At 67.1% G+C, this 12,606-nt stretch carries 13 protein-coding genes; 8 read left to right on the top strand and 5 right to left on the bottom strand.

The window, feature by feature from the left end:
* Positions 1–145: 145 nt before the first annotated feature.
* The 5 genes from Q9R02_RS09850 to Q9R02_RS09830 are packed head-to-tail and all read left to right on the top strand — an operon-like array spanning position 146 to position 4,311.
* Positions 146–712 carry a hypothetical protein gene (locus tag Q9R02_RS09850; RefSeq protein ID WP_305996500.1) on the top strand — a complete coding sequence of 189 codons (567 nt, stop codon included), beginning with the start codon at positions 146–148 and terminating at the stop codon, positions 710–712.
* A gap of 1 nt (position 713) precedes the next feature.
* Positions 714–1,556 carry an exodeoxyribonuclease III gene (locus tag Q9R02_RS09845; RefSeq protein ID WP_425279252.1) on the top strand — a complete coding sequence of 281 codons (843 nt, stop codon included), beginning with the start codon at positions 714–716 and terminating at the stop codon, positions 1,554–1,556.
* 41 nt (positions 1,557–1,597) lie between these two features.
* A complete protein-coding gene (gene trpS / locus Q9R02_RS09840) occupies positions 1,598–2,662 on the top strand; it encodes a tryptophan--tRNA ligase (RefSeq protein WP_305996498.1) in 1,065 nt (354 codons plus the stop codon).
* Between the two features lie 4 nt (positions 2,663–2,666).
* Entirely contained in the window at positions 2,667–3,251 is a 585-nt protein-coding gene (locus tag Q9R02_RS09835; protein WP_305996497.1) for a 2'-5' RNA ligase family protein, read from the top strand.
* Positions 3,229–4,311: a YihY/virulence factor BrkB family protein gene (locus Q9R02_RS09830; RefSeq protein WP_305996496.1), complete on the top strand. Its 1,083-nt coding sequence runs from the start codon at positions 3,229–3,231 to the stop codon at positions 4,309–4,311. Before Q9R02_RS09835 ends, Q9R02_RS09830 begins: the two co-directional genes overlap by 23 nt.
* On the opposite strand, the gene Q9R02_RS09825 is transcribed toward Q9R02_RS09830, so the two are convergent.
* From Q9R02_RS09825 to sdhC, 5 genes are all read right to left on the bottom strand, one after another.
* A complete protein-coding gene (locus Q9R02_RS09825) occupies positions 4,274–5,038 on the bottom strand; it encodes an alpha/beta hydrolase family protein (RefSeq protein WP_305996495.1) in 765 nt (254 codons plus the stop codon). The genes Q9R02_RS09830 and Q9R02_RS09825 overlap by 38 nt on opposite strands.
* A 125-nt stretch (positions 5,039–5,163) precedes the next feature.
* On the bottom strand, positions 5,164–5,946 hold the full coding sequence (locus Q9R02_RS09820) for a succinate dehydrogenase iron-sulfur subunit (RefSeq protein WP_305996494.1): 783 nt from the start codon (positions 5,944–5,946) through the stop codon (positions 5,164–5,166).
* Positions 5,946–7,733: a succinate dehydrogenase flavoprotein subunit gene (gene sdhA, locus Q9R02_RS09815; RefSeq protein ID WP_305996493.1), complete on the bottom strand. Its 1,788-nt coding sequence runs from the start codon at positions 7,731–7,733 to the stop codon at positions 5,946–5,948. Before sdhA ends, Q9R02_RS09820 begins: the two co-directional genes overlap by 1 nt.
* Positions 7,734–7,809: 76 nt before the next feature.
* Positions 7,810–8,283, bottom strand: coding sequence for a succinate dehydrogenase hydrophobic membrane anchor subunit (locus Q9R02_RS09810; protein WP_305996492.1), 474 nt, complete (start codon positions 8,281–8,283; stop codon positions 7,810–7,812).
* A 3-nt stretch (positions 8,284–8,286) separates the two neighbouring features.
* A complete protein-coding gene (gene sdhC / locus Q9R02_RS09805; RefSeq protein WP_305996491.1) occupies positions 8,287–8,667 on the bottom strand; it encodes a succinate dehydrogenase, cytochrome b556 subunit in 381 nt (126 codons plus the stop codon).
* Between the two features lie 254 nt (positions 8,668–8,921).
* On the opposite strand from sdhC, the gene Q9R02_RS09800 reads away from it, so the two are divergent.
* The 3 genes from Q9R02_RS09800 to Q9R02_RS09790 all read left to right on the top strand — a co-directional run bounded on the left by Q9R02_RS09800 (position 8,922) and on the right by Q9R02_RS09790 (position 12,593).
* Positions 8,922–10,055 (top strand): mannose-1-phosphate guanylyltransferase, encoded by a 1,134-nt coding sequence (locus Q9R02_RS09800; protein WP_305996490.1) that lies wholly within the window; start codon positions 8,922–8,924, stop codon positions 10,053–10,055.
* Positions 10,056–10,106: 51 nt separating this feature from the next.
* A complete protein-coding gene (locus Q9R02_RS09795; RefSeq protein WP_305996489.1) occupies positions 10,107–11,321 on the top strand; it encodes an amidohydrolase in 1,215 nt (404 codons plus the stop codon).
* A gap of 147 nt (positions 11,322–11,468) precedes the next feature.
* Positions 11,469–12,593, top strand: a complete 1,125-nt coding sequence (locus tag Q9R02_RS09790; RefSeq protein ID WP_305996488.1) for a BMP family lipoprotein — start codon at positions 11,469–11,471, stop codon at positions 12,591–12,593.
* The last annotated feature ends 13 nt before the right edge of the window (positions 12,594–12,606 follow it).

The following is a 12,606-nucleotide window of genomic DNA, read 5'->3' as shown; positions in this document are numbered from 1 at the left end:
CGCCGAGCTCGCTACCGGAGGCCCGAGCACGCTGCCGCCCGCACCGAGCTCGGACCTCCGGCAGCGAGATCACGGGGGAGGGGAGACCCGTTCGCCGCCGGGGAACATGGCAGGGGCGCCGTATCCCGTGGGGGAGAATGGAATCATGCAATCACTTGGACCTGACAACACCCAGTCCGGCGCCGGCTCGCGCTTCGCCGCAGCCCGGACCAGCACGTTCCGGCTCGGCAGCCTCGGCATGTCCGTTCTGGTGCTGGCGTTCCTGGTGGCGGTCATCTTCGCCGCCAACCAGAACTCGGTGGTCGGCTGGTTCGTGGTGGTCATCTCCGCCGCCTGGCTGGCACTCGCCGCCTTCGTGGTGTTCGGCATCCAGCGCGCCACCAAGCGTGCCGCGGCGAAGCTGGCCGAAGCCGGCAATGCCTTCAACGCCGCCGCCGGCCGCGCGCCGTCGTCGGCGTCCGAAGGCACCCGCCTGGTGGAGCAGGACGGCGAGTCCGCGCGCATGCGGGACATGAAGCTGGACCACTCCTTCAAGATCGTCCAGGTGCAGGCCCGGGTCATCGAGGAGCAGCTGGCCAAGGGGGACGAGGGCGACGCCGGGATGGTCACCCGGGCGCTGGAGACCATCACCATCACCTCCAGCAATGCCCGTGACATGATCAAGTCCGGGGGCACCACGGACGAGCCGGTCAGCGGCACCGTCATCGACTAGAGTGACAAGGGTGAACGTGGCCACAGAGGATTCAGCGCAGAAGGACTATCTGCGCATCGCGACCGTCAACGTCAACGGCATCCGGGCCGCCTACCGCAAGGGCATGGCCGAATGGCTGGCTCAGCGTGAGGTGGACATCCTGACCCTGCAGGAGGTCCGTGCTCCCGATGACGTGGTCTCCGAGCTGATCGGCGATGGCTGGCACATCCTGCATGCCGAGGCCGAGGCCAAGGGCCGCGCCGGCGTGGCGCTCGTGTCCCGCCAGGAGCCCGTGGAGACCCGCATCGGCATCGGCGACCCGTACTTCGCCACCACCGGCCGCTGGGTGGAGGCCGACTTCGCCCTCCCGAACGACGAAAAGCTCACCGTGGTCAGCGCCTACGTGCACTCCGGAGAGGTGGACACCCCCAAGCAGGTGGACAAGTACCGCTTCCTGGACGAGATGATCACCAAGCTCCCGGCCATGGCCCAGGAGAGCGACCACGTGGTCATCACCGGTGACCTCAACGTGGGGCACACAGAACTGGACATCAAGAACTGGCGCGGCAACATCAAGCGTGCCGGCTTCCTGCCGGAGGAACGTGCCTACTTCGACCGTTTCTTCGGCGAGGAGATCGGGTACAAGGACGTGGCCCGTGAGCTGGCCGGTCCGGTGGAAGGCCCGTACACCTGGTGGTCGCAGCGCGGCCAGGCCTTCGACAACGACACGGGCTGGCGCATCGACTATCACATGGCCACCCCCGCCTTCGCCGCCCGTGCGCGGCAGGCCGTGGTGGACCGTGCCGCCAGCTACGACACCCGATTCTCCGACCACGCCCCGCTGGTGGTCGACTACAGCCTCTGACGCTCAGGCGCCGGGATCACCGGCGTCTTCCCTAGGACACCATGACCCACACCATCATCACCGAAGACGACCTTCTCAGCCTCCACGAAGGACGCCGTGCCCGCGTGCTTTCCGGCATGCAGCCGTCCGCGGACTCGCTCCACCTGGGTAATTACCTGGGTGCGCTGGTCAACTGGGTGAAGGCGCAGGACGACTACGACTCCTTCTACTTCATCCCGGACATGCACGCCATCACGGTGCCGCAGGACCCGGCCGAGCTGGCCGATCGCACCCGCCGCACGGCCGCCCAGTACATCGCGGGCGGCATCGACGTGGAGAAGTCCACGCTGTTCGTCCAGTCGCATGTGCCGGAGCACGCCCAGCTGACGTGGATCATGATGTGCCTGACCGGTTTCGGCGAGGCATCCCGTATGACCCAGTTCAAGGACAAGTCCGCCAAGGGCGGTGTGGAGTCCGCCGGCGTGGGCCTGTTCACCTACCCGATGCTGATGGCGGCCGACATCCTGCTCTACAACCCGGACGCCGTCCCGGTGGGCGATGACCAGCGGCAGCACGTGGAACTGGCCCGTGACCTGGCGCAGCGGTTCAACCACCGTTTCGGTGAGACGTTCATCCTGCCCAAGGCGCTGATCCGCAAGGACGGTGCCCGGATCTACGATCTGCAGAACCCCACGTCCAAGATGTCCAAGTCGGCCTCCAGCCCCAACGGCCTGGTCAACATCCTGGACGACCCCAAGGTGATCGCCAAGCGCATCAAGTCCGCCGTGACGGACACCGGGACCGTGGTCTCCTACGACCGTGAAGAGAAGCCGGGTGTCAGCAATCTGCTGGAGATCCTCTCCACGGTGTCCGACACCCCGGTGGATGCCCTGGTGGAGCAGTTCGAGGGCAAGATGTACGGACACCTGAAGGTGGCCGTGGCGGACGCCGTCGTGGAACGCCTGGAGCCCATCCGCAGCCGCACGCTGGAACTGCTGGAAGACCCCGCCGAGCTGGACCGCCTGCTGGCCCGTGGCGCCGAGAAGGCCCGCGCCGTCGCGTCGCCCGTGCTGGCCGAGGTCTACCGGAAGGTGGGCTTCCTGGCCCCGGCAGGACAGGCTGACTGACAGGATGTCCCAGGAGGCGAACGCGGGGACGTCCGGGGCCATCCGCGGGGGTCCCCCCACGGAGGACACCCCCTTGGTTGGGGTGGTGATCGGCTTCCCGGAGAACGTCGCCTCCGAACTCCAGGTGTGGAGGGCCTCCTTCGGTGACCCCATGGCGCCCCATGTGCCCGCCCACATCACCCTGGTCACCACCACGCCCGCCCGGGACTGGGGCAGCGCGCTGGACCATGTGCGGAGTGTGGCACGGCACAGCGAACCGTTCACCGTGACGCTCAAGGGCACCGGCTCCTTCCAGCCGGTCTCCCCGGTGGTCTTCCTCAACGTGGACCGTGGCTTCGACTCCTGCGTGCGTCTCCACGAGGCGCTGCAGGACGGCCCGCTGGCCCGTGACCTCGATTTCCCGTTCCATCCGCACGTCACCGTGGCCCACGACGTCGGCACGAGCAGCCTCCAGGACGCCGAGCAGGCGCTCTCTTCATACGAAGCCACGATCCCCGTGGATAGGATCGGCGTGTACGAGCACGTCGCCAACGGTTTCTGGAAGCTGCGCGAGGAGGTCCCCCTGGGTGGTGCGCCGGCAGGGAGGTGAGTCCCGGATCCCACAGGCCTCAGGCCCACAGGCCTCAGAAGAACAGGACCCTGCGGAGGAGCCACATGAGGTCTCGCCGCTGGATCTGCGTGGGCTGCGCCAGGAGGAACGACGACGGCGCGCGGCATGGCTGCGCGCGCAACGGGACGGCGCAGGGATCCTCCCTCGTCTGAAGGCACTGGGGGCCTGGCTGCAGGCCCTGTCCTCCGCGGTGCTTCCCGTGAGGGTCCTGCAGAACTACTCCACCCGGAACGGTCCGCTGGCCGCCGCCGGCATGGCGTTCCGGATGTTCTTCTCGATCGGCGCGCTGGTGGTCTCCGGCCTCGGGATCGGCGGCCTGCTCCTGAACGGCCATCCGAGATTCCGTGATCAGTTGCTGGATGCGGTGGACCGGGCCGTCCCCGGAGTGTTCGCCAGCGGGGCGGGCCCGGGACTGGTGGATCCGGCCGATCTCCTGAGCACCGGCGGGCTGAGCTGGACCGTGGGCATCGCCTTGCTGGTGGCCGTGTTCGGTTCCCTCGGCTGGATCGGCGGAATGCGGGACGGGATGCGCCTGGTGGCGGACCGGGGACGCCTGAAATTGAACCCGGTCCTGGCCCGGGTGCGCGATCTGGTGACCTTGGCCCTGTTGGGGCTGGCGCTGGTGCTCAGCGTCGCCCTGACCCTGTTCTCCAGCACGGTGCTGCACCAGATCTTCGGACGGCTGCCCTTGGAGGACGTCCTGCAGGTGCCGTTCCTCCCCACCGCGGCCGGCTTCGTCCTCAACTGGTGCGCGGCGGCGCTGCTCCTCCGGGTGGGGGCGAGAATCCGCTTCCCCCGCCGCCCCTTCCTGGAGGGCACACTCCTGAGCGCCGTGGTCCTGTCCCTCCTCCAGGCGCTCAGCAGTCAGCTTCTGGCCCACGTGGGGAGAAACCCTGTCATGGCGTCCCTGGGGATCGTGGTGGGCGTGCTGCTCTGGTTCAATCTGCTCAGCCAGGTGCTCCTGCTGGGCACGTCCTGGGCGGCCGTGCGGGCCGCGGACCTCAGGCCTTCAGGTAAGGCTCCACCCAGGCGCCGATGATCCGGGCCACGCGCTGAGCCTGGCCCTTGCCGGTGAGCAGGTGCTCGGCGCCTTCCAGTGAGACGAAGCTGCGCGGGTGACGGGCGGTCAGGAAGATCTCGCTGGCATTGTCGATGCCCACGGTGTTGTCGGTGGGGGAGTGAAGCACCATCAGCGGCCGGTGAAGCCCGCGGATGCACCCACGCAGGTCCGCCTGCTCCACGTCCTCCACGAAGTGGCGCCGCACCTCACGGCGGCTGCCTCCCAGATCCACTTCGGCGCTGCCCTCGGCCAGGATGGTGCCGATCTCCGCGTCGAACATGTGCTCCACGTGCCGGGGCTGGTACGGGGCCGCCACAGTGGCCACGGCGCCCACCTCGGGCAGATCGGCCGCGGCCGCCAGGACCGCCGCACCGCCGAAGGAATGGCCCACCAGCAGACTGGCCGCTTTGCCCTCGGAACGGAGGAACTCGGCGGCCTTCAGGGTGTCCGCCACCTTCACGCTGAACGAGCCGTCGGACCAGTCACCTTCGGAGTCGCCCAGGCCCAGATTGTCGAAGCGCAGCATGCCCACCCCCTGCTCCGCCAGTCCCTTGCAGATCCGGGAGGAGGCCACGAAGTCCTTGCCGAGCGTCAGGCCGTGGGAGAAGACTCCCCAGCCGCGGACCGGGCCGTCCGGAACGTCCAGGACGCCGGCCAGGCGGGCGCCCGTGCTGCCGGTGAAATTGACCTTGAGGGAGGTGGGCATCTGGCCGCCTTTCACGTTTTGTATCCCATCTTAAAGGGAGGCACGACGACGCCGGAACAAGCGGACGGCGCCGCGCACCGGGAGGTGCGCGGCGCCGTCGTTCGCGTCAGACGGGTGCCTGGGGATCAGATGTTGCGGGACAGGATCGCCTGCTTGACCTCGGCGATCGCCTGCGTGATCTGGATACCACGAGGGCAGGCCTCGGAGCAGTTGAAGGTGGTGCGGCAGCGCCACACGCCTTCCTTGTCGTTGAGGATCTCCAGGCGCATGTCACCGGCGTCATCACGGGAATCGAAGATGAAGCGGTGGGCGTTCACGATCGCGGCCGGGCCGAAGTACTGGCCGTCGGTCCAGAACACCGGGCAGCTGGAGGTGCAGGCGGCGCACAGGATGCACTTGGTGGTGTCATCGAAGCGGGCGCGGTCCTCGATGGTCTGCAGGCGCTCCTTGGTGGGCTCGTGGCCACCGGGGATGAGGAACGGCATGACCTCGCGGTAGGACTGGAAGAACGGCTCCATGTCCACGATCAGGTCCTTCTCCACCGGCAGGCCCTTGATGGGCTCCACCGTGATGGGCTTGGACGTGTCCAGGTCCTTCAGCAGGGTCTTGCAGGCCAGGCGGTTGCGGCCGTTGATGCGCATGGCATCTGAGCCGCAGATGCCGTGCGCGCAGGAGCGGCGGAAGGACAGCGAGCCGTCGTGCTCCCACTTGACCTTGTGCAGGGCGTCCAGCACGCGGTCCGTGCCGTACATGGTCAGCGTGAAGTCATCCCAGTGGGCCTCTTCCGAGACTTCCGGGTTGTAGCGGCGGACACGCAGCGTGATGTCGAAGGACGGGATCTCCCCGCCACCGCCGGCACTGGCCGGCAGCTCCACCTTGGACGCGGGTTCAGCGGTTGACGTGGACATCAGTACTTACGCTCCATCGGCTCGTAACGGGTGAAGATCACCGGCTTGGTCTCCAGGCGGATGCCGGCGACGTGCTCGGTGGACGCGGAGGAGTCCTGGTAAGCCATGGAGTGCTTCATGAACTTCTCATCGTCGCGGTCCGGGAAGTCCTCGCGGTAGTGACCGCCGCGGGACTCCTCACGGTGCAGGGCGCCCACGGTCATGACCTTGGCCAGTTCCAGCAGGAAGCCGAGCTCCACGGCCTCCAGCAGGTCCAGGTTGAACCGCTTGCCCTTGTCCTGAACGGTGACGTTCTTGTACCGCTCCTCGAAGGAGGCGATGTCGGACAGGACGCGCTCCAGGGACTCCTTGGTGCGGAACACCTGCATATTGGCGTCCATGGTGTCCTGCAGTTCCTTGCGGATCTGGGCGACGCGCTCGGAGCCGTTGCTCTCCAGCAGCCCGCCCAGCAGGCCGCGGACGCGGTTCTCCGGGTCCTCCGGCAGCTCGACGTAGTCGGCGGTCTTGGAGTACTCCGCGGCGGCCACACCGGCGCGCTTGCCGAAGACGTTGATGTCCAGCAGGGAATTGGTGCCCAGACGGTTGGAACCGTGCACGGACACGCAGGCCACCTCACCCGCGGCGAACAGGCCAGGGATCACGGTGTCGTTGTCCTGCAGGACCTGGGTCTGGATGTTGGTGGGGATGCCGCCCATGGCGTAGTGCGCGGTGGGGAACACCGGCACGGGCTCGGTGAACGGCTCCACGCCCAGGTAGGTGCGGGCGAACTCGGTGATGTCCGGGAGCTTGGCCTCGATGTGAGCCGGCTCCAGGTGGGTCAGGTCCAGCAGCACGTAGTCCTTGTGGGGGCCGCAGCCGCGGCCTTCACGGACCTCGTTGGCCATGGCGCGGGCCACGATGTCGCGGGGTGCCAGGTCCTTGATGGTGGGGGCGTAGCGCTCCATGAAACGCTCACCCTCGGAGTTGCGGAGGATGGCGCCTTCACCGCGGGCGCCCTCGGTGAGGAGGATGCCCAGGCCCGCCAGGCCGGTCGGGTGGAACTGGAAGAACTCCATGTCCTCCAGCGGGATGCCGCGGCGGAAGGCGATGCCCATGCCGTCACCGGTGAGGGTGTGGGCGTTGGAGGTGGTCTTGAAGACCTTGCCGGCGCCGCCGGAGGCGAACACCACGCTCTTGGCCTGGAAGACGTGCAGCTCGCCGGTGGCGAGGTCGTAGGACACGACGCCGGCCACGCGCTTCTGCTTGTAGGCGGTGCCGTCCTCGCGGACGGCGTCCTCCTCCACCACCAGGAGGTCGAGCACGTAGTACTCGTTGTAGAACTCCACGTTGTGCTTGACGCAGTTCTGGTACAGGGTCTGCAGGATCATGTGACCCGTGCGGTCCGCGGCGTAGCAGGCGCGGCGCACGGGCGCCTTGCCGTGGTCACGCGTGTGACCGCCGAAGCGGCGCTGGTCGATCCGGCCCTCGGGCGTGCGGTTGAACGGCAGACCCATCTTCTCCAGGTCCAGCACGGCGTCGATGGCTTCCTTCGCCATGACCTCGGCCGCGTCCTGGTCCACCAGGTAGTCACCGCCCTTGACGGTGTCGAAGGTGTGCCACTCCCAGTTGTCCTCTTCGACGTTGGCCAGGGCGGCGCACATGCCGCCCTGGGCGGCACCGGTGTGGGACCGGGTGGGGTAGAGCTTGGTGAGCACCGCGGTGCGGGCTCGCTGTCCGGATTCGATCGCAGCGCGCATCCCGGCGCCGCCGGCGCCGACGATCACGACGTCGTACTTGTGGACCTGCATTCTCGTAATGCCTTCTCTCTTTCGAGTTGAAAACTTCTCCGCGCCCGTGCCGTGAGGCCCGGGCGCGGCTCGCACGCTACGGGGCCGGGCAGAAGGACGGCGAACCGTCCATCAGCTGGCCGTTGAGCACGGGGCAGGGATCGAAGGTGAAGATCACCAGGGTGCCCAGGATCACGACGACGACGGTGGCGGCGTAGAGCAGGGTCTTCAGGGCCCGGCGGGTGGCGGTTTTCTCGGCGTAGTCGTTGATGATGGTGCGGACGCCGTTGGTGCCGTGCAGGAAGGCCAGCCACAGCATGGCGAGGTCCCAGAACTGCCAGAACGGGTCGGCCCACTTGCCGGCCACGAACCCGAAGTCGATGGCGTGGATGCCCTGGCCGACCATCAGGTTGACGAAGAGGTGGCCGAAGATCAGGACCACGAGGACGACGCCGGAGAGACGCATGAACAGCCATGCGAGCATCTCGAAGTTGCCCTTGGAGCCGGAGGTGCGGCGGTACTGCAGTGCGATGCGGCTGTTGCCGCTGCGGGGTGCCTGGATGGTGCTCATGGCTCAGTGACCTCCGAGTGCAAGGCTGAGGTGACGGATGGCGAAGGCGCCGAAGACCACGACCCAGATGATGAGCACGGCCCACAGCATCTGGCGCTGGTACTTGGCACCCTTCTTCCAGAAGTCGATGGCGATCACGCGCAGGCCGTTGAAGGCGTGGAAGAGGATGGCGGCCACCAGGCCGGTCTCACCGATGGCCATGAGCGGGTTCTTGTAGGCGCCGATGACGCTGGTGTAGACCTCGGGGGAGACTCGGACCAGCGATGTGTCCAGGACGTGGACCAACAAGAAGAAGAAGATCACCACACCGGTGATGCGGTGCCCAACCCAAGACCACATGCCCTCACGGCCGCGGTACAAGGTGCCAGCTGGTTTCGTCGGCACTGAATAAACCTCCCTGGTACACGGCAGCGCTGGCATGTATGTCCATGCGGGGGAACGCATGCTGTGTGAGCCTGACGGCCCAAGCCAAATCTAGGCTTCGCTCACAGCTTATTCAATTCAGCATCGCCTCATGCCATTAATGCGTGCGGCGAATCGGGCCAAATGCGACTGGTAATGAGATTAACGCCACAAAGCGGCCGCGCAACAGTCGGCCGACAGGCGGTTCGCGGTGGTTCGTCCCCTACCATGTGGGAGTGACTACCGACGCTGTGGATGCCCGCACTGCCACCTTGGCCCGTTTCTTCGCGGTCATCCCCGCAGGCGGGGTGGGGACGCGCCTCTGGCCGCTGTCCCGTGCGGCCGCGCCCAAGTTCCTCCACGACCTGACCGGATCCGGCAGTACCTTGATCCGTGCCACCTATGACCGTCTGGAGCCCCTGGCGGATGGACGGGTCCTGGTGGTGACCGGGGAGGCGCACCGGGCCGCCGTGTGCGCACAGCTTCCCGAACTGGGCGAGAGGGACCTGGTCCTGGAGAGCGAGCCGAAGGACTCCGGCGCGGCCATCGGGCTCGCCGCCGCGATCCTGCACGAACGCGACCCGGAGACCATCATGGGCTCCTTTGCGGCGGACCAGGTCATCAGCCCGGCGGGCGTCTTCCAGGACGCCGTCCGTGAGGCCATCCACACCGCGGCCGCCGGCAAAATCGTCACCATCGGCATCAAGCCCACGCACCCCTCCACCGGGTTCGGCTACATCCGGGTCGGCGAACTCCTCAACGTGGACTACGCCCCGAACGCGCACGCCGTGGTCGAGTTCGTGGAGAAGCCGAACGAGGATGTGGCCCGCCAATACGTGGCCGGTGGCGACTACGTCTGGAACGCCGGCATGTTCGTGGCGCCGGTGTCCCTCATGCTCAAGCACCTGGAGATCAACCAGCCCGAGCTCCACGCCGGTCTCCTGGAGATCGCCCGCGCCTGGGACACCCCGGACCGGGCGGCCGTGACCGCACGCGTCTGGCCCACGCTGCCCAAGATCGCCATCGATTACGCTGTGGCCGAGCCTGCCGCGGCAGCCGGCGACGTCGCCGTCGTGCCCGGTGAGTTCGGCTGGGACGACGTCGGGGACTTCGCGGCGATCGGCCGCCTGAACAGCGCCCGTGAAGAGGACGACGTGACGGTGCTGGGCGACACGCCCCGTGTCTTCGCCGAGGACGCCAGCGGCGTGGTGGTGGCCGACACCAAGCGGGTGATCGCCCTGATCGGCATCAAGGACGTGGTCATCGTGGACACCCCGGACGCACTCCTGGTGACCACCACGGAGCATGCCCAGCGCGTCAAGAGTGCCGTGGATGCTCTGAAGGCCAGCGGCGATACGGACGTGCTGTAACCGCGCGTGACCTTTTGAGGTTTTTCCTCACGCTCGATCTAGAGTGTCAAGGTGCGCAACTACTCCAGCGAATCGAACCCGCCGCAGCTCGCAGGCCCGTGGCTTGAGCCACTGCTGCCGGAGCTGATCGAGTTCCGCCGGGACCTTCACGCACACCCCGAACTGTCCTTCAAAGAGTTCCGCACCACGGACCGGATCGTCGAGCGCCTGGAGGCCGCGGGACTCTCGCCCAAGCGCCTGGACGGCACCGGCGTCGTGGTCGACGTGGGGGACGGGCCCATCGCCACCGCGCTGCGCGGTGACATCGACGCGCTCCCCATCATCGAGGAGACGGGGCTGTCCTTCGCCAGCACCAATCACGGCGTCACGCACGCGTGCGGCCACGATGTGCACACCACCACCATGCTCGGGGTGGCTCTGGTGCTGCACGCGATGCATGAGAAGAAGCCGCTCGGCGGCACCGTGCGCATCATCTTCCAGCCCGCCGAGGAGACCATGCCCGGCGGCGCCCTGTCCTGCATCGAACAGGGCGTCCTGGACGGGGTGCCGCGCATCATGGCGCTGCACTGCGACCCCAAGATCGACGTCGGCCACATCGGCACACGCATCGGCGCGATCACCTCGGCGTCCGACACCATCAAGATCGAACTCACCGGGCGGGGCGGGCACACCTCGCGCCCGCACCTGACCGAGGACCTGGTCTTCGCGCTCGCGCAGATCGCCGTGAACGTCCCGGCCGTGCTGTCCCGGCGCATCGACGTACGCAGCGCCGTCTCCGTGGTGTGGGGGCAGATCAGCGCCGGATCCGCGCCGAACGCCATCCCCGCGAACGGGTACATGGCCGGCACGATGCGTTGCCTGGACCGCGATGCCTGGCACGGCGCCGGCGAGCTTCTGGACGCCGTGGTGCAGCAGGTGACCGCACCCTACGGCGTCGATGTCCACCTGGAACACACCCGGGGCGTGCCGCCCGTGGTCAACTCCGAACACGAGACCGCGCTCATCGAGGCCGCGGCCCGCGCCGAGCTCGGTGAGAACGCCGTGGTGCTGACGCCTCAGTCCATGGGCGGGGAGGATTTCGCCTGGTTCCTGGCCGACCTTCCCGGTGCCATGATGCGCCTGGGCACCCGCGTGCCGGGCGGCGAGGAGTACGATCTGCACCGCGGTGACTACATCATCGACGAGCGGGCATTGGGGAACGGCATCAAGGTGCTGGCGGGTGCCGCGCTGCGCACCATCCGGGACCTGACGCTCGCCGCGGAGTGAGCGGGATCTACTCCTAGGTAACAAATATTCAACGATCACTGAATTTTCAGGCTGCCGTGGTAGCCGCGCGCCAAGAGCCTTAGTAGGGTTGCCTCATCAACGCCCAGGACTGGAACGCCTGGGCCTTTCGAGTTTCCTGGAGGACCCTTGAAGATTTCCAAGCAGACGCGCGGTTTCGGCGCTCTCGCCAAGCGCGGTTCCCTGCTCGGCGTGGCAGGTGTCAGCGCGGCTGCCCTCGTGCTGAGCGCGTGCGGCGCCGCCCCGGACCAGAAGTCCGGTTCCACCGCCGGCGCCTCCAACTACAAGGCTTGCATGGTCGGCGACACCGCAGGCTTCGATGACCAGTCCTTCAACCAGTCCTCCTATGAGGGCCTGCAGAAGGCGGAGAAGGACCTGGGCATCAGCATCAACAAGGCCGAGTCGAAGTCCAACAACGACTACGAGCCGAACCTCCGCGCCATGACGGGTGCGGGCTGCAACCTCACCATCACGGTGGGCTTCCTGCTCGGCGACGCCACCAAGGCCCAGGCCGCCGCCACGCCGGACAAGCACTTCGCCATCATCGACTTCGCGTATGACAAGGACATCCCGAACGTCAAGCCGATCATCTACGACACGGCCCAGGCCGCGTTCCTGGCCGGCTACCTGGCCGCAGGGACCACCAAGACCGGCAAGGTCGGCACCTTCGGCGGCATGAAGCTCCCCACCGTGACCATCTTCATGGACGGCTTCGCCGACGGCGTGAAGTACTACAACGAGAAGAAGGGCAAGAATGTCCAGCTCCTCGGGTGGGACAAGGACAAGCAGGACGGCAGCTTCACCAACTCCTTCGACAAGCAGGACGTGGGCAAGCAGCTGACCAAGGGCCTGATCGACGGCGGTGCGGACATCATCCTGCCCGTGGCCGGCCAGGTCAGCAAGGGCGCGGGCGCCGCGGTCAAGGAGGCCAAGGCCGCCGGCAAGGACATCAAGCTGATCTGGGTCGACTCGGACGGCTACCTGACCGCGCCCGACTACAAGGACCTCATGCTCAGCTCCGTCATGAAGAAGATGGGCGAGGCCGTGGAGACGGTCATCAAGGAGGACAAGGGCAACACGTTCACCTCCAAGCCGTACGTCGGCACCCTGGCCAATGGTGGTGTGGATCTGGCTCCCTTCCACAGCATGGACTCCGCCGTCCCCGCCGATGTGAAGTCCGACCTTGACCAGATCAAGAAGGACATCATCGACGGCAAGATCAAGGTCGACTCGGTGTCCAGCCCCAAGCAGTAGGCAGCGGGCGCAC

It is taken from the genome of Arthrobacter horti, from assembly GCF_030731045.1.
Lineage (GTDB): Bacteria > Actinomycetota > Actinomycetes > Actinomycetales > Micrococcaceae > Arthrobacter_E > Arthrobacter_E nanjingensis.
The sequence above is the reverse complement of the archived record's forward strand: the minus strand, read 5'-3'. Positions and strand labels throughout refer to the sequence as shown.

What these genes read in the sequence shown, in the direction of transcription:
- Q9R02_RS09810 (WP_305996492.1), bottom strand. Translation starts at nt 8,283, where the DNA reads ATGAGCACCATCCAGGCACCCCGCAGCGGCAACAGCCGCATCGCACTG.
- Q9R02_RS09820 (WP_305996494.1), bottom strand. Translation starts at nt 5,946, where the DNA reads ATGTCCACGTCAACCGCTGAACCCGCGTCCAAGGTGGAGCTGCCGGCC.
- Q9R02_RS09835 (WP_305996497.1), top strand. Translation starts at nt 2,667, where the DNA reads ATGTCCCAGGAGGCGAACGCGGGGACGTCCGGGGCCATCCGCGGGGGT.
- sdhA (WP_305996493.1), bottom strand. Translation starts at nt 7,733, where the DNA reads ATGCAGGTCCACAAGTACGACGTCGTGATCGTCGGCGCCGGCGGCGCC.
- trpS (WP_305996498.1), top strand. Translation starts at nt 1,598, where the DNA reads ATGACCCACACCATCATCACCGAAGACGACCTTCTCAGCCTCCACGAA.
- Q9R02_RS09850 (WP_305996500.1), top strand. Translation starts at nt 146, where the DNA reads ATGCAATCACTTGGACCTGACAACACCCAGTCCGGCGCCGGCTCGCGC.
- Q9R02_RS09825 (WP_305996495.1), bottom strand. Translation starts at nt 5,038, where the DNA reads ATGCCCACCTCCCTCAAGGTCAATTTCACCGGCAGCACGGGCGCCCGC.